Genomic DNA, 17,616 nt, shown 5'->3' with positions numbered 1-17,616 from the left:
TTTCAGTCTGCTTTCAATGGGAAAATCCCATTTACAAACACAATATCTTGGGCTATCCTTAGATCAACGCAACAAAATATAGTGTGAACGGGTGATCCGGCGGACAAGCCGCCGGAGCTTAAAAGGGAAGTGCGGTGCAAGTCCGCTGCGGTCCCGCCACTGTAATCGGTAGCTTGGTACTAAAGACGAGGCGTTCGCCTACATCGTCTTGAAGACCCAGCCGTTCGACTGACGATATGCCACTACAGCTTAATGCTTGATGAGCTGCGGGAAGGCGTCAGCAACGTTCCGAAAGCCAGGAGACCTGCCCGTTTGAAAGACACCGACGGAAAACCTGCGAGGATCAGGGATGGTGTCCGCTTGCCGCCGAAATGTTGGGGCCTTGATTTGGTCTGTCCACTTTTTTGCAGTGCATTCGGGCATGTCTACCTCGTTGGTTGGACATGCTCTTTTATTTTGAACCAAAGCTCGGTTTACAGGGAGGAGAAGTGTGTTATGGCATGGGTAAGCCAGACGTATACCGGCCGGGACACCTTGCTGGATGAAGTGATTCGGATGGGCGAGGAAATCGTCCAGAGCCGCAATCTTGAGGTGCTGCGCGAGAACGCCAATTTAAATGGAGAGAGCTTCTCCGGCAAGATGAGCAAATTCGGCAGCGAGTATTCCAAATGGTATGCAAGCCATTTCGTACTGCCAACTCGCTTGGTACAGGCCATTCAGGATAACATCGTTTATGTTCACGACTTGGATCAGTACGCCCTCGGCACAACGAACTGTATTTTTATCCCGTTTGACAAACTGCTGCGCAAAGGCTTCAACACCGGCAACGGCAGCGTACGCCCGCCAACTTCCATCATGACGGCGATGGCGCTGGTAGCGATCATTTTCCAATCCCAGCAAAACTCCCAATTCGGCGGTGTGTCCGCGAACAAGCTGGACTTCGATCTCGCCCCGTACGTAGCCAAATCGTTCGCCAAGTACTTCCGCAAAGGGCTGGATTATTTTGAAGAAGGCGATGCGAACGCTGATTTGGGCGACATCACGATGAGCCGCAGTGACCTGCGGGATCAGTATCCCAAGGCTTTTAACTATGCGCTCAAGGAAACCAAAAGCGAGACGTTCCAGGCGGCCGAAAGCCTGATTCATAATCTGAATACGATGTCGAGCCGGGCCGGCGGGCAAATCCCGTTCACCAGCATCAATTACGGCACATGTACCTCACCGGAAGGACAACTGGTCATCGACTCCCTGCTCACGGCCACGATGCGCGGGCTGGGCCATGGGGAAACGCCGATTTTCCCGATTCAGATTTTTAAATGTAAACAAGGCGTCAACCAGAATCCGGGGGAACCTAACTACTCCCTATTTCTGAAAGCGGCGGAATGCTCGGCCAAACGGCTTTATCCCAACTTCGCCAACCTGGATGCTCCGCTGAATCTGATGTACTACGATCCAACGGATCCGGATACGGAATTTGCGACAATGGGCTGCCGCACCCGGGTGCTGGCTGACCGGTTCGGCCGCAATCGTCTGTCTGGCAAAGGCAACCTTTCCTTTAATACGCTGAACCTGGTCAAGCTAGGCTTGAAGTACGGCATCGCGTTGGGACACCGCAAAGAGCCCGACGAACGCGGCTTCTACCGCGAGCTGACTCACTATATGAATATCGCCCTGGAGGGATTGCTGCATCGCTTCTCGATTCAGGCCTCCCAAAAAGCGAAGGCTTCCGATTTCATGATGCGGGAAGGCGTCTGGGAAGGCGGTGAGCAGCTGGCGCCGGATGATCAGGTCGGCGAATTGCTGAAGCACGGCAGCTTGTCCATCGGGTTCATCGGGCTGGCCGAATGCATGAAGGCGATGTACGGGAAGCATCACGGCGAAGATGAAGCCGTGTATCAGAAAGCTTACGACCTGATCGCCTACATGCGCGACTATTGTGACGGCCAAAGCGAAATTCACAATCTCAATATCACGTTGTTTGCGACCCCGGCGGAGGGGCTGTCCGGCAAGTTCACCAAACGCGACCGTGCGGTCTACGGCCCGCTGCCCGGGATTTTGGACCGCGAGTATTACACGAATTCGTTCCATATCCCGGTCTACTACAACATCAGTGCGGCACGAAAAATCGAGCTGGAAGCCAAATTCCACGGGCTGTGCAACGCCGGAGCCATCTCTTATATCGAGCTTAACGGCAATGCCCGCAACAATCCGGAAGCATTCGTCAAAATCGTGCAATACGCCCTGCAGCAGCAGGTCAGCTATTTTAGCATCAACCATCCGATCGACCGCTGCTCGGCCTGCGGCTTTGAAGGGATCATTGGGGCAAGCTGCCCCTCCTGCGGCAGCCATGAGAGCGAAGTGCATATTCGCCGTTTGCGCCGGGTGACCGGTTATCTGACCGGCGACTACCAGACACGGTTCAACCCCGCTAAACAAGCGGAGGTTCGCGACCGGGTGAAACACGACGCATGAACATTTGCGGGTACTACCCGGAATCCATTAATGAAGGGCCCGGCTTGAGAGCAGCGATCTTCATCAGCGGATGCCGCCATTATTGCAAAGGCTGCTTCAGCCCAAAAACCTGGAGCTTCGATTACGGGGAACCGCTCACTTTGGAGCGGGAAGCAGAAATTATTTATGACATTAAACATAATCCGTTGCTCAGCGGACTCACGATCCTTGGCGGTGATCCTTTTTTCTCCGCTGCTGAGGTCTGCGGTTTTATCGACCGGCTTGTGGCGGAAACCGGGCCAATATCCATCTGGATTTACACCGGTTATACGTTGGAAGAATTAATCGAACGCCCCGGCTCCCCCGAATATGAACTGTTGCGGCGTTGCGAGGTGCTGGTCGACGGAAGGTTCGTTGAGGAGCTTCGCGATCCTTCCCTGCTCTATCGCGGCAGCTCCAATCAACGGCTGATCGATATTCAACAAAGCCTGCGGCAGGGACAAGCCGTGTTATGGGAGCCCCTGTTCTCTTTTTAGCTGATTGATCTTATTGATCCTGAGCGCAACTTGATTGCGCCCCTTTTTTCACTGATTATCTGCAATTTGAACATTCAAGATTCGGGGTACCACCACCCATCTGCAGCCTTCATCCTACCTTAATATATGGAAAGTGAGGATTTATCTCATGCCTACTCTAGTGACAAAACCAAATAACCGACAGCTTGCGTTTGACAGCGCACGCCTTGGCGTCTATGCTGACCGAATTTTGCAAGGATTACATAACGTCGATAAAGAGCGCCTGCTGCGCGGCGTCAATGCAAAGCTGCGCCGGGATGTGGTGACCGGTGAAGAAATTAGCAACGCGTTTACGATGTCCGCACTGGAGCTCGTCAGCAAAGATGAGCCCGATTGGAAATATGCAGCGGCCCGCTCCCTGCTCACTTCCCTGTACAAAAAAGCGGCCGTCAATCGTCGCTACAAAGCCTACCCGGAAGAGCCTTACGGCTCGTTCTATCACCTGATCACCGAGCTCTGCCAGCTGGGCATTTACCGCGAGGAGCTGCTGGAGTGCTATACGAAGGAGCAGATTGAAGAGCTGGGCCGCACGATTGACCCGTCCTGCGACCTGCTGTTCGACTACATCGGCCTGCTCACGCTGACGGAGCGTTACCTGGCCACCGACTTCGACGGACGGACGATGGAGCTGCCGCAGGAGCGCTACATGGTCATCGCCATGTACCTGATGCATAAGGAGCCGGAAGAGAAGCGTCTGGAGCTGGTGAAGGAAGCGTATTGGGCGATGAGCAACCTTTATATGACTGCGGCGACGCCAACGATGTCCAATGCCGGTAAAAAAGTAGCCGGCCAGCTCTCCAGCTGCTTCATCGATACTGTCGACGATTCCCTTGAGGGTATCTTCGACTCCAATACGGATGTAGCCCGCTTGAGCAAAATGGGCGGCGGCATCGGCGTTTACCTCGGTAAGGTCCGCGCGCGCGGCTCGGACATCCGCGGCCACAAGAACACCAGCTCCGGCGTGATTCCCTGGATTCGCCAGCTGAACAACACCGCCGTCAGCGTCGACCAGCTCGGAACGCGTAAAGGTGCGATCGCGGTTTATTTGGACGTTTTTCACAAAGATATTCTTGCCTTCCTCGATCTGAAGCTGAACAACGGCGATGAGCGGATGCGCGCGCATGACGTCTTCCACGGCGTGTGCCTGCCTGACCTGTTCATGGAGGCGGTGGAGGCCCGCGGGGAATGGCATCTGTTCTGCCCGCACGAAGTGAAGAAAACGATGGGCTGGAAGGATGAGAACGGCCGCCCATTGGGGCTGGAGGATTTCTATGATGAGGAGCTTGGGAAAGGCAGCTTCCGTGAAAAATACGCCGAAGCCGTTGCCCACCCTACCCTGTCGCGCATCACGATGCCGGCGATCGATATCATGAAGCGAATCATGAAATCGCAGCTGGAGACCGGCACGCCCTACATGTTCTATCGCGATACGGTAAACCGGGCGAACCCGAACCGGGCGCATGGGATGATTTACTCGTCCAACCTGTGTACGGAGATTATGCAAAATCAATCGCCGACCGTCGTCGAGCAAGAGGAACTGGTGACGAAGGACGGACAAACCCGGATCGTCGTGTCCAAAATCCCTGGCGATTTCGTCGTCTGCAACCTGAACTCGATCCATCTGGCCCGCGCGGTGCCGGCCGGCGTGCTGGAGCGGCTGGTGCCGATTCAGACGCGGATGCTCGATAACGTGATCGATATCAACAATATCGAAGTGCTGCAAGCGCAGTATACGAACAGCCAATATCGGGCGATCGGACTTGGCACATTTGGCCTGCACCATCTGCTGGCGCTCGAAGGCATCCGTTGGGAATCCCAGGAGGCGGTTGAATACAACGACGCGCTTTATGAAAAGATCAACTACCTGCTGATCAAATCCAGCATGGAGCTCGCCAAGGAAAAAGGCAAATATCCGAAGTTTGCCGGCTCTGACTGGGAAACGGGGCAGTACTTCGAGTCCCGCGGTTACGTTGACGGCACGCGCGAAGGCAAATACGTGACGACCGAGCAATGGCGTGAGCTGCAGAAGGAAGTGCGCGAGAACGGCGTTCGCAACGCCTGGATGTTCGCGATCGCCCCCAACGGATCAACCTCGATCATCGCCGGCTCGACCGCCAGCATCGATCCGTTGTACGAGCTGCTTTCGTATGAGGAGAAGACGACGTACAAAATCGCCAACCCGGCACCGGACCTGTCCGAAAAAACGATCTGGTACTACAAGACCGCGTTCCTGATCGACCAGCATTGGTCGATCGAAATGGCTGGCGCGCGCCAGCGCCACGTCGACCAAGGCCAAAGCTTCAACCTGTACGTGCGGCCGGACATCCGGGCTACTGACTTCCTTGACCTGCATCTGCATGCTTGGAAGGCCGGGTTGAAGTCGACGTATTATGTGCGGAGCCGGGCGTTGACGATTGAGGAGTGCGAAAGTTGTGCCTCATGAGGTACTCAACCCTCCCCACCCCTCCCTTACCGTAAGGGAGGGCGCCCGAGGGCCTGCTGCCCTCTGGTCTCCCGCAAAGGGGAAGAACGTGGGAGAGCAAGAGGCGCTCCTGCGCGCTCTCCCCTATCGGGGATTCGCTGAGGTTGGCTCGTGGAACGCTTTTCCCCCTTCGGGTACGTCTTACTTTGGGCGCTCCCGGGTGACCTGGAAAACCGTGCTGCTCAGGACTGCTGCTTTCGGCGCACCCGGGGGGACGCAGGCGGGATGAGCCGCTTGCCGCCCTTCGGGCCCGCTCTACTGTGGCGCTCCTGCGGAGGCGGGGACTGCGACTTTGGGGCGTTACTGGCGAAACCACGTGCAATGAGGCGTTGTCCCTTCGGGATACACTTACTTTTGGTGCAAGACGAGAGAGCAGCAGGGGCGCTTTATACGTAACTGCGTGCTCGGAGGCGCTATCCCCTGCGGGGATGCGCTCACATTTTTGAACATATATACATGCGGGATCAGGGCCAGACGTTCGCCTTTGTGAGCGGATTTCTACAACTTCTGAATCTAGTCCAACCAGAGAAATCCGCGAGCAACAGCGATCGGAAGAACATTTCAGCCGGCGGCCTGATCCCGCAAATCCCATTCCATGTACAACTTACTCAACACAAATTAAGGAGCGAAATCCCATGCAACTTCAAACGATTTTTAATACCGAAGCCCCCAACAAATCAACGCGCATCATCGGCGGCGAATGCTCGGGCATCCTGAACTGGAACGACATTCGCATGCCTCATATGTACAAGCTGTACAAGGTGCTGCTGCTCAACCACTGGATCGCCGACGAAATCCCGATGGCCAAAGACGCGCAGCAATTCGCCCTGCTCGATCCGGAAGAGCAGCGCACCTTCAAGATCAACATCTCGCTCTTGGCCGTGCTCGACTCGATGCAGACGATGTTTGTGGGCGATGTAAAGCGCTACTTCACCGACTCATCGCTGGAGGCGATCTCGGCGATCATCGGGCAACAGGAAGTGGTCCATAACCAATCCTACTCCTACGTGCTGTCCTCAATCGTGTCGGAGCAGGAGCAGAAAGAAATTTTCGAGTACTGGAAGCATGATCCGGTGCTGCTGGACCGCAACAAATTTATCGCCAACATCTATCAGAACTTCCGTGATGAACCGACGCCGCAATCGTTTTTTGAAGCGCTGGTGGCGGATCTTATTCTTGAGGGCATCTTCTTTTATAGTACGTTTGCGTTCTTCTACAACCTCGCACGCGATCAGAAAATGATGGGCACCAGCCAAATGATCTCGTACATCCAACGGGATGAGAACCAGCACTGCTACTTCTTCGCCGAAGTGTTCAAGCAACTGCTGATCGATTATCCGGAATTAAACACGAAGGAAAATATCGATTACGCATACCGCACGATCGACCGGGCGGTAGAACTGGAGACGAACTGGGCGCACTATACGTTAAAAAATGTCCCCGGCATCGACTTAAACGAATTGTCCGATTACATTAAATACATCGCCAACAAACGGTTGACGTTAATGGGGCTGGAGAAAGCGTACGCGGGCGTGGATATCAACTGCATGCCGTGGATCAAGCCGTTCTCCGACGAAGCGTTGAACGCAACGAAAACGGACTTTTTCGAGGCCAAATCCCGCAACTACGGCAAGGTCGGCGACGACAACGGGTTCGATGACCTGTAATACCTGGGGTTACCTAAGTGAAACTGCTTCTTGCTCTTCCGCATCGGCTGCGGAGGAGCTTTTTTTCGTTAAAAGCAGTTGTCCGTTTAAATTCGGTTTAAGAAATTCGGATATGCTATAATCAATACCAAATCGGCCCAGTGCCCGGACACATCGGAAGGACGTTGCTTTCATGGATTTACTGATTACTGTCATTTTGCTGCTCATCTGTCTGGTGGTTTCCAACATCATCAGCCACTACATCCCGATGATCCCAACCGCACTTACTCAAATCGCTCTCGGGATCCTCATCGCGCTGGCCTACAAAGAGTTTTCGCTAGAGCTTGAAACGGAATGGTTTTTGTTGCTATTCGTAGCCCCCCTGTTGTACAACGACGGCAGGTATTTCCCTCGCGACCAACTATGGAATATGCGCGGGGCGATTCTCGGGAACGCCATCGTCCTCGTCGTGTTAACTACGCTGGGAGGCGGCTACCTCATCCATGCCGTGATTCCTGACATTCCGCTGGCCGCGGCATTTGCATTGGCGGCAATCCTGTCCCCTACCGACCCGGTGGCCGTCAACGGTATCGCCAAGCGGATTCATATCCCGGAGAAAGTGCTGAATCTGGTCCGGGGTGAATCGTTGATCAACGACGCCTCCGGCTTGGTCGCTTTCAACTACGCGGTTGCGGCGGTCGTGACGGGGTATTTTTCTCTGAAAGAAGCGTTATATGACTTCTCCTATATGTTCGTGATCGGGGCCTTGCTTGGTTTAGTGCTCAGCTTGATGATGGCTTGGATCCGGTTCTCGCTGCTCAAACAAGGGATTAAGGATGCCACGCTGCACTCGCTGCTGCAAATTCTCACGCCGTTCCTGATCTTTATCGTGACGGAGGAATTCCTGCATGCTTCCGGCGTTATTGCCGTTGTTGTCGGCGGTATCGTGCATTCGCTGGTGCGGGAGCGGACGGAAACGATGCTGGCCAAGGAACAATTGTTAACGGAAAATATTTGGTCCACGCTGCTGTTCGTCCTGAACGGGGTTGTCTTCCTGCTGCTTGGTCTGAACATCCCGTCGTCGATTCAGGATACTGTCGCTAACCCGAATATTAACAATGTGCTGGCGATTGGGTACGTGCTCATTGTTGGGGTTGGAATCCTGGGGATTCGTTTTATCTGGTCGCATTTATTTGCCATTCATGATTACAAAAAAGGCAAAGGGGATAAACCTACGGTGAAGTCCAGCCTGCTGCTCACCTTGACCGGGGTCCGCGGCGCGGTGACGATGGCCGGTGTCCTGTCTATCCCTTATGTGGTTGCCAGCGGCGGGCCGTTCCCGGAACGGTCATTGATTCTGTTCTTGGCAGCGGGCGTCATCTTGTTTACGTTGATTGCGGCCACGATCTTATTGCCGATGCTTAGCAAAGGGGCCGCGCCAGGCGAAGAGGACAGTCCGTTCCTCGATTATAACGAAGCTCGGACCCGCGTGCTGCGCGTTGCGCTAAACAAAATCAAAGAGGTCATGGACGAGGACAATAAGGTCGCGGCCTATCAGCTTATGGATGAGTATAGCCGGCTCCTTAAGCCCGCTTTGGATCAATGGGGAGCCCAGCGGCTGGATCGGCCAGAAATGATCGGGAAAATCACCGAACTGCACCGGGCCGCACTGAAGGTAGAACGCAACTACATCCAGCAAGCCGTCCAAGAAGGCAGCATAGACAAAGTCATGTATGAAACCTTCGAGAAGGCTTTGGATCACCGTGAAGAGAAGCTGTCGCAAAGCGGAAGCTCCCGCTTCTTCTTCCTGGTTGGTACGACAGTACGGGATTTCCGGCGGGCGAGACGGAAATACAAAGATGACAACATGAAGGCCGTAGGGCGGGACATCCACCTGAAGGCCTTGCAAGCAGCACTCGAGTATTTACAGGGGTTGAAAAAAGGAGACGCTTCCGACAACCTCATTCAATACGTCATCCTGGATTACAAGCGCGCCATCGCTCGGTTGAAAGGCTCCGCGAATCCATTCAACGAGAAGACGGAAGCGCAGAAGGAAGAGCTGCGGCTGCTGGTTATGGATGCCGAACGCGCGGAAGTCAACCGCATGTTCGAAAACGGCGAAATCAGCCGGGAGCAAGCCCGGGAGCTGCGCAGAACGATCAACCAAATCGAAGGCATCACCCTCTTCGAGCACGAGGAATAGCAATGCCAAAAACGCCTCCACAAGATGTGGAGGCGTTTTTTTGCGCTGCGGGCGGCGGGCAAGTGTAACGGAACGTAGTGCGCTTATTCGGCGAAAAAACGCCGCTAAAAAAATCTAACGGAAGGTCTTCTCGTTTCGTTACGCGGGCGCAGTAACGTGCTCCGCCGCCGCCCGCCCTAGCGCTTGCCCGGCCCGGCGGCGGCGTTCAGGGCGCCGACTCGCAGCGCCGCCCAGGGCAGCGGCAAGCCGCCCGGATGCCGGAGGCGCACCGTCCGGCTCTCGCCCGGCAGCAGGTCGAAGTAGTTGTCGCTGTAGCGGACCTGGCCTAGCGGCATCTCCAGCTTCACCAGACGGGCGATAGCTTGGCCGGAGACGGTGACCGTGACGGTCTGCTCTGCTTCGTCCACCTGCACGTCCAGCTCGGTCGCAGGTAGTCGGATATCCTTCGGATCGCGCAGGTAGTAGCGGTTCACCGGTGCGCTGAACCCGGCGGCGCTCAGCTCCACCAGCACCTCCTCCGGCGCCAAACCCGCCAGCGCCTCCGCCTCATCCAAGCTCCCGAGCAGCAGCGCCGTTTGCGGCGGCACCATCGCCGTAAACGTAAACTGACGAGCGCCCCTGTCTCCCGCATCTTCTGATGCTTCCGCCGCTTCGGCCACTCCGTCCTGCCAAACCAAAGGATGTACCGTTAACGTCACGGTCCCCTCCAGCTGCTCGAGCGTGTCGTTCACGACCCACACGCGCAGCGGCTCGCCCGGTTCATGCTCCAGCGACAGGAGCACCGGATGAAAAAACTTCTTCCCATAGTAATACGAAGCCTTCGGCAACAGCTCGTAATCGATCATTGACCAGCTCGTCCCCGGCCAGCTGTCGTTGAGCTGCCACACCAGCGCACCGCTGTTCCGATGACGATGTCGGCGATAATGCTCGATCCCGTATTTTAGCCCTTCGGCCTGCGTTAACATGGAGAAATTCATATACTCCTCGATATCCTGCGGAATCCCGGTATAGCCCTCCATGAGCAAAATCCCTTTGCGGTGATTCGTATCCTTGTTCCGGTACGCCATCTCGGCGCTCCCCCAAGTAAACTGCCCCTCCGGGATGTTCTTCTCCAGCGTATACCGGTTTGCGGAAGCGTGCATGCCAAACTCGCTGCTAAACAAGGCAAAGTCTTTTTTAAAATTTTTGAACGTGACGCCCTCGATGCTGTAATCCAGCAACGGCTTCTCGCCCTGCATGCGCGGATACACCGACCCATGCCACACCTGCCAGTTATGGCGGTCCCCATGATTTGGATCGTTGGCATCATACCCATCCTGCGCCCCATACGGCGACGAAGGCCAATACGGTCGATACGGATCCAGCTCGGCCAGCAAGCCAGGAATCAGCTCATGATAAATCGTCTCTCCAAAAAAATCCCCGGTAATATCCCCAGCAGCCGACTTCATGTCATACAGCCAGTCGATTTCGTTATTGCCGCACCATAGCGCCAACGAAGCCCGGTTCCGCAGCCGCTTGACGTTATCGATAATTTCCTGCCGCACATTGTCCATAAAGTCACGGTTGAAGTCCGGAAACAACGCATTAGCAAAAGCGAAATCCTGCCACACCAGCACCCCGCGCCGGTCGCACTCCTCGTAAAAAATCTCTTTCTCATAAATGCCGCCCGCCCATACGCGCAGCATGTTCATTTGCCCTTCCACGGCCAGTTCGATTAATCCACGGTACGTCGACTCCGGAATCGATCCGATCAGATGATCCGCCGGAATCCAGTTGGCTCCCTTGGCATAAACCTTAATGCCATTAAGGATAAAAGCAAACGAAGGGCTGCCGTCAGGTTGTTGCAGCGATAATTCCAGCGTCCGTATGCCAAAGGGCTGCTCGTAACGGTCAATCTCTTCATCACCGGCCAAAAGCGTCACTTGCAACGTGTACAAATAAGGTTCGCCCAAGTCATGCGTCCACCATCGCCGTGGGCAGGCAACACGCAGTTCGGCCGATGCGGCCCCTTTCGTATGGATCGCGTTCGGGAAGGCCCGCCTTAGCGCGGCTTGTCTGCCTACAAGGGTCTCTCCCGCATCCAGCACCGAAAGTGTAGCGGACGCGACCTCCTCGCCCTCCGCGTCCAGCAGGCGGGCGACGGCCACCGCCGCCGTCCCGGAGCGGTACGCTTCCACTTCTGCGCTTACCTGGATCACCGCTTCCTCCGCCCTCGCGGATAATGTTGCGGCATATACGCTTGTCAGCTTCGCCAGCTTATGGCGTTCCAACCGAACCGGTCCCCAGATCCCGGTCGTGACGATCCGCGGCCCCCAATCCCAGCCAAAATTCATCGCCGCCTTGCGGATCCATTGCCGCTCCTTCGTATACGAGGACCATTCGAGCTGCTCTTTGTCCCGATGATGCAAATACAGCGGATCAAAACGGACCGCTATCGTGTTCCGCCCCTCACGGACGATCCGCGTAATATCAAATGTATAGCAGCGGAACATGTTGGAGGTTGAGCCGATTTCATGCCCGTTGACAAAGACGGACGCATACGTGTCCAACCCTTCAAATACGAGCTCGATTCTCTCCGCTTCCCCCGGCATGGCCTCCAACTCAAACGTCGTGCGGTACCACCATTCCTTCCGTTCGATCCAGCGGCATTTCGCATCGTTGTGTCCGTAATACGGGGAATCGATCAAACCACGCGCGAGCAGCGTCGAGTGAACGTCGCTCGGGACGTTGGTCTCGATCCAGAAGCGATCGTCCAGGCCGGGGGCGGCCAGCTCCAAGGGCGGCTTCTCACCAATCTCAAAATGTTGCAGCTTCCATGGTCCCGATATGATCATAAATCGTCCCTCTTTTCCTGATGAGATGTAGTATCGACAGATAACCCTTCCGTGCCGTTAAGCTTGCTGGATCGTTCCTCCCGGCGCCTCCTCGCGAAATTCGCTTGGCGTCTTGCCGGTATGCTTCTTAAAGAGCCGGCTGAAATATTTCACGTCCTCGTATCCGGTGAGTCCGGCGATTTCGCTTACCTTTGCCGGTGATACAGCCAGCAGCTCCATCGCCCGGCGCATTCGTAAGGCGGTAACGTAATCGCCGAAGGTGCTGCCGGTTTCTTTTTTGAACAGCTCGCTGAGATGGCTGGGATGCAGGTGCACATAGGCCGCAACCTGCTGCAAGCTTAGCTCCTCTGCCGGGCAGGACTCCATATAAGCTTTGGCCCGCTGCACATGGGAAGCCTGCCCCTCACCAAGTTGACCGTGATATAAGCTCATGACGGCATGCAGATGACGGAACAGCTCATCCTTCAGCTTCGCACCTCCGATGTGCTGCTGCAGCCAAGGCGCGAAGCGTGCGGCCCCTTCCTTCCCTAACGCCCGGAGCGTACGCTCCAGCCAGCGGTGCGCCGCAACGGCCGCCGACTGCAAACAGGCTTGATACGATTCCGGCGTGCATTCCGGATCTGCGGTGAGCTCGTCAGCCAGCCGGTGTGTCCAAGCTCGCAACGCCATCCGATCCTGCTCTAATAAGATCGAGCCGAGCTCGTTCTCCTCTTCTTGTGTGATCACCGTCTTCCCGCCTTTACGATCCGCGAACGCCTGGTAATCCAGCAGCTTCGCGCCGGGGAGCAGATCATGGTAAGCAAAAGCGGCCTGTGCAGTCACATAACTTTGATGCACCTGATCCGGATCCTCCACGGGTACGCCGGCGGCCAAGCGCAGCTGGCAGTTCAGCAAATTTTCGATACGTTCCAGCATTCCCTTGAACCGCTGGCCGCTGGAATGTACCGCGCTCGGTTCGGGTCCGGTCACGCAAACGATCCGCCCCTGATGGATCAACACCGCCGCTCCGGGCAGCAGATCCTCCAGCATATTTTGAACGGCAAACCGCAGCAGCGAATCGGCCTCATCCTCCTGGCCCCAGCCGCCGGCGGATAGAATCAGCACTTGCCGGTACCCCGGATGGCCGGAGTTCTTCAGATCCTGACTCGAACCCGCATGCTTGGGATCCGCAGGAGCCGCTCCCGCCTCACCTTCGATCACCCATTTATACAGCTGCCGCTGCCGTTCTTCCCTGGCCTGCCGATGTGCGCGGGAATCCTCGGCCCGACGCTCCACCAACCGTTGCTTGGCTTGGAGCACCGTCCGGATGATTTCCTCCGGTTTGCTCGTTTTTAACAGGTAATCGCTAACGCCCTGGCGAATCGCCTGTTGGGCATAGGCAAAATCCCCATATCCAGATAAAATGATCACTTCCAGCCCAGGCAAACGTCTCACAGCTTCCTCCGCCAGCTCTAAGCCGGTTTTGCCATTCATCCGTATGTCGGTGATTAAGATATCCGGCCGTTCCACCTCCAGCCGCTCAAGCGCCTCCTCTGCAGAAGCAGCCGGCTGAAGCAGATTTAGTCCAAGCTCGCTCCAGGAAATGACACTGGCCAGCCCGGTCCGGATAATAACCTCATCATCTACAATCAATACATTCATGGCGATTCCTCCATGATCGGAATGGAAAATGAAACCTGCGTGCCCTCGCCTTCCCGGCTGTCAATTGAGAGCCCGGCTTCTCGTCCGTAATGCAAGAGCAGCCGCTCGTTAACGTTGCGCAGCCCGTATCCGGCAGACAACCCCGTAGCTGTTGTTGCCGCTGTTGACGCAGTTGCCGTTATTGCCATGGTTGCCGCTGTTGGGGCTGCTTCGTCCGTAACCGCCGTTGCCGTCGTCTCCGCCAAGGCCGTTCCGGGCATCCCTGACCGCCCGTTCTCCTCCCCGTCAGCTGCGGGCAGCAGCAGCGATTGACGTACCTCCTGCAAACGCTCGGCGTTCATGCCAAGCCCGTCGTCCATGACCGTTACGTTCATGCGTTTTCCCTCCGGCTGTATGAAGATGGTGATTGTACCGATCCCTTCGCGTTTTTGAATCCCATGGATCAAGGCATTTTCCACCAAAGGCTGCAACAGCAGCTTCAGCATCCACTTGTCCTTCAGCGTCTCATCTACGAAATACTCGACGGTAAATTTATCGGGGAAGCGGATCGACTGGACTCGCACATAATTTCGGATATGGGCTACCTCCTGTTCGACCGGGCAGTAATCTTTGCCCTGATTGAGGCTGATCCGCAAGAAGTCGCTTAACCCTTCGACCATATCGGCGATGCGCCGCTCCCCTGACATCAGGGCAATCCAATGGATCGAAGACAACGTATTGTATAAAAAATGAGGATTGATCTGCGCCTGTAATGCACGCAAATCGGCCTCTTTCTTGCGAGCCTCGCCGCGGATCACTTCGCGCTTCAATCGTTCGATATGCGCGCCAAGCATGTTGTAGCTATGACCCAACCGCCCGATCTCATCGTCCGAGGTCGCCGGAAAACGCGGCAAAGGCCGCTCTGGATCGATCCGCGACAAATGACGGGTTAACACGCGCAGCGGCCGGGTAATCCGGCGAACGGTAAACCAAATGAGCAGCGTGCACACGAGCACCGACACACCAACGACCTCGGCGGTTAACGTGAGGATGTAGCGATTCTCCGCCCGGTATTGGTCGTAAGGGACGCTGCCTACCAGCATCCATCCGGTTAAGGGCTCATGACGGTACAGCACCGTCGACTTGCCGTCCCCTTCGCCGTAGATTACGCTACCGCTGATGTTCATACTTGCAGGGAGCGGCTCACTCACGCCGTCTCCTTCCGGGGAGCGACCCGGAAGCAATGCGAACAGGCCGGGCGCATAGTCATCCAGCGGCCGGCCCAGCCTGGACTTGTCGGCGGAGGACAGAATCGTCCCGTCTCCCCCGACCAGTTCCACCTTGCCCATCCCTTGACCAAACTCCGGCGATTCCAGATTGCGGGCCAGCTCCTGTTCATCCAGGCTGATCGCCAGCCAACCCAGCCGGCGAAAATCGTAGATGCTGCGGATCGGCCGAAACAAGGTGATCACCTGCTCCATCCCGGCATAGTCGCGAATTTCGTACACGCCGGACCACGTTTTTCGCCCGCCGGCAATGGCCTTCGCCGCCTCCTCGGGGAGCTCATTTTCATACCAGGTGGCCGTTGATAGCCGCGCGTCGAACCGTTCGGGATAGATCGCGATATTCGCGATATAAGGCTTGGAGGCCGCCAAATTGGTCATTCGCCCGACCAGCTCCGTTCGCTTCGCTTCGTCGTCGTCCGGACCAGCCAGATAAGTTTGCAGATCCCGTTCCCCAATCAGGAAGATCGATAACGTTTCGATATCCTCCAGCATAAAGCGCAAATTGGCGTCCATTTGCTTCAGCATGTCACTGCCGGTCAGCTTCGTTTTCTCCTCCGTAATGTTGGAAGAGATCACAAAGGCGAACAGCCCCAAGGCCAACATCGGCACGATCATGGACCCTGCAACAACCACCGACAGCTTGCGCTGAAGCGACGTAGTCAACCATTTATGCACCATCTTGCGCTCCCCCTTTGCTTCGGTGTAGGATGTTCCTCCCTTATCCTTTCACCGCGCCGGCCGTCATCCCCTTCATCATTTGTTCCTGAAACAGCAAATAGAGGACGATCGTTGGGATAACCGACAGCGTCATCCCCGCGAACGACAAGCCATAATCCGTCTGATAACCGTCAGCGAAGTTGGCGATAGCCAGCGGCAACGTTTTGAGCGCCGTCTTGTTGATGAACACCAGCGCGAAGGAGAAATCGTTCCAGGAATGCAGGAAGCTAAGAATCGTCACCGTCGCCAAAGCCGGAACCGACATCGGCAGCATGATGCGGAAAAATAACCCCCACAGACCGGTCCCATCGATAAACGCCGCCTCCTCCAGCTCACGCGGTACACTCGTCAGGTAGGCCGTCAACACGAACACGGCTGTAGGCAACGCAAAGGCGGTATAAGGCAGAATCAACGCCCAATACGTGTTCAGCAACGACATCTGCTTCATGAGAATAAACAACGGAACCAACGTACTATGAATCGGAATCAGCATCCCGATCACAAAAAAGGTCAGTACCCCGCCTTTCCATCGGAACTGGAAGCGGGCAAGAATAAACGAGGTTAGTGCGGCGATAAACAACGTCAGCACTAGCGAGCCGATCGCCACGAGCACCGAATTGCCAAACGCTGTGCCCAGCCGCGAGCTTTCCCAGGCCCGCGTGAAATTGTCGCCATGCCACACCTGCGGGAGTCCAAAGGGCCGGACGTAGAAATCTTCATTTGTCTTAAACGCACTGATGACCAGCCATAAGAACGGGTACAGCGTGATCACGCCATAAAGCGTCAACAGCCCCCAAAACAAAGTGCGGCCTGTCTTCCTTAACACCCGTCCGCCGCCGCCAACCCCTGTATTTTTCGCGGATAACGTTGTGGTTGTATTGATGTTCAAGTTCATGGTTCCTCCTTTCCTTAAGCGGCATCCTTTTTACGATTGGTCAGCCACTGGCTGGTTCCGATCAACAACAAACTAATGATCATGATGCTGGTGGAAATGGCACTCCCGAACCCGTACCGGTAGGTCGAGAACGTGGAGTTATACATATACGTCGCCAGCAGCTCCGTCGCATGCGCCGGTCCACCCTTCGTCATGATGTACACCAGGTCGAAGGACTTCAAGCTGCCCGAAATACATAGAATAACCGCCACCTGCACCGTGTTCTTAATCATCGGCAGCGAGATGGTTAGCAGCTTGCGGACGCCGGAGACGCCGTCGATTTTAGCCGCATCGTGAATCTCGCCCGGAATGTTCTGGAGCGCGGACATAAAGATGATGAGATACAATCCAACGTAGCTCCAGATCAGCGGCGGCAGCAGCGAATAGATCGCAATCTTGCCGTCCGAGAGCCAATCCAGCTTCCAACTGGACAATCCCAATGCATCCAGCAAAAAGTTCAGAATCCCAATCTGCGGGTGATAAATGTACTGCCAAATCATCCCGATGACCACCGTGGACAACACCATCGGCAAAAATACCGCTGAGCGCAGGAAGCGCTGCAGCAGGTTGCTCTTGTGCAGCAGCACGGCCAACACGAGAGCGAGTGGAATTTGTCCGAACACCGAGGCCAGCACGAACACGATGTTATTTTTCAGCGCCCGCCAGAATATGGGATCTCGCAGGATTTCCGCATAATTGCTGAGGCCGGTGTATTTCGCTTCGCCGATGCCCGACCAGTTGAAGAAGCCGTAGTAGGCCGACCAGATCACCGGCACGAAGACGAACAGCGAGTAAATCACCAGCGCGGGCAGCAGTCCGGTGATGATAAAGCTCTTGCTGCGCAATGCGTTCATGCTTTCTCACATCC

10 protein-coding genes and 1 riboswitch are annotated in these 17,616 nt (G+C 55.7%); of the genes, 5 read left to right on the top strand and 5 right to left on the bottom strand.

What is annotated here, in order from left to right:
- Positions 1–72: 72 nt before the first annotated feature.
- Positions 73–327, top strand: a riboswitch (cobalamin riboswitch).
- A 228-nt stretch (positions 328–555) separates the two neighbouring features.
- The 5 genes from ACL02P_RS20785 to ACL02P_RS20765 all read left to right on the top strand — a co-directional run bounded on the left by ACL02P_RS20785 (position 556) and on the right by ACL02P_RS20765 (position 9,357).
- Complete coding sequence (locus ACL02P_RS20785; protein ID WP_407673988.1) at positions 556–2,472, top strand: anaerobic ribonucleoside triphosphate reductase; 1,917 nt, start codon at positions 556–558, stop codon at positions 2,470–2,472.
- Positions 2,469–2,987 carry an anaerobic ribonucleoside-triphosphate reductase activating protein gene (gene nrdG, locus ACL02P_RS20780; protein ID WP_127576075.1) on the top strand — a complete coding sequence of 173 codons (519 nt, stop codon included), beginning with the start codon at positions 2,469–2,471 and terminating at the stop codon, positions 2,985–2,987. Before ACL02P_RS20785 ends, nrdG begins: the two co-directional genes overlap by 4 nt.
- A gap of 148 nt (positions 2,988–3,135) precedes the next feature.
- Positions 3,136–5,469: a ribonucleoside-diphosphate reductase subunit alpha gene (locus tag ACL02P_RS20775; protein WP_009224024.1), complete on the top strand. Its 2,334-nt coding sequence runs from the start codon at positions 3,136–3,138 to the stop codon at positions 5,467–5,469.
- Positions 5,470–6,143: 674 nt separating this feature from the next.
- Positions 6,144–7,175, top strand: a complete 1,032-nt coding sequence (locus ACL02P_RS20770; RefSeq protein WP_009224023.1) for a ribonucleotide-diphosphate reductase subunit beta — start codon at positions 6,144–6,146, stop codon at positions 7,173–7,175.
- Between the two features lie 172 nt (positions 7,176–7,347).
- Positions 7,348–9,357, top strand: a complete 2,010-nt coding sequence (locus ACL02P_RS20765; RefSeq protein ID WP_260071362.1) for a Na+/H+ antiporter — start codon at positions 7,348–7,350, stop codon at positions 9,355–9,357.
- A 176-nt stretch (positions 9,358–9,533) separates the two neighbouring features.
- On the opposite strand, the gene ACL02P_RS20760 is transcribed toward ACL02P_RS20765, so the two are convergent.
- Genes ACL02P_RS20760 through ACL02P_RS20740 form a run of 5 tightly spaced genes read right to left on the bottom strand, consistent with a single transcriptional unit; the run spans position 9,534 to position 17,602 of the window.
- A complete protein-coding gene (locus tag ACL02P_RS20760; RefSeq protein ID WP_412838009.1) occupies positions 9,534–12,191 on the bottom strand; it encodes a beta-mannosidase in 2,658 nt (885 codons plus the stop codon).
- 57 nt (positions 12,192–12,248) lie between these two features.
- Complete coding sequence (locus ACL02P_RS20755; protein WP_412838008.1) at positions 12,249–13,832, bottom strand: helix-turn-helix domain-containing protein; 1,584 nt, start codon at positions 13,830–13,832, stop codon at positions 12,249–12,251.
- Positions 13,829–15,775, bottom strand: a complete 1,947-nt coding sequence (locus ACL02P_RS20750) for a sensor histidine kinase (protein WP_009224019.1) — start codon at positions 15,773–15,775, stop codon at positions 13,829–13,831. Before ACL02P_RS20750 ends, ACL02P_RS20755 begins: the two co-directional genes overlap by 4 nt.
- Positions 15,776–15,815: 40 nt before the next feature.
- Entirely contained in the window at positions 15,816–16,709 is an 894-nt protein-coding gene (locus ACL02P_RS20745) for a carbohydrate ABC transporter permease (RefSeq protein ID WP_009224018.1), read from the bottom strand.
- 14 nt (positions 16,710–16,723) lie between these two features.
- Entirely contained in the window at positions 16,724–17,602 is an 879-nt protein-coding gene (locus tag ACL02P_RS20740) for a carbohydrate ABC transporter permease (RefSeq protein WP_009224017.1), read from the bottom strand.
- Positions 17,603–17,616 lie beyond the last annotated feature (14 nt).

The organism is Paenibacillus sp. MB22_1, assembly GCF_047200555.1.
In the GTDB taxonomy this organism is placed as follows: Bacteria; Bacillota; Bacilli; order Paenibacillales; family Paenibacillaceae; genus Fontibacillus; species Fontibacillus phoenicis.
Note: the sequence above shows the minus strand (reverse complement) of the source record. Positions and strands in the feature narration are given on the sequence as shown.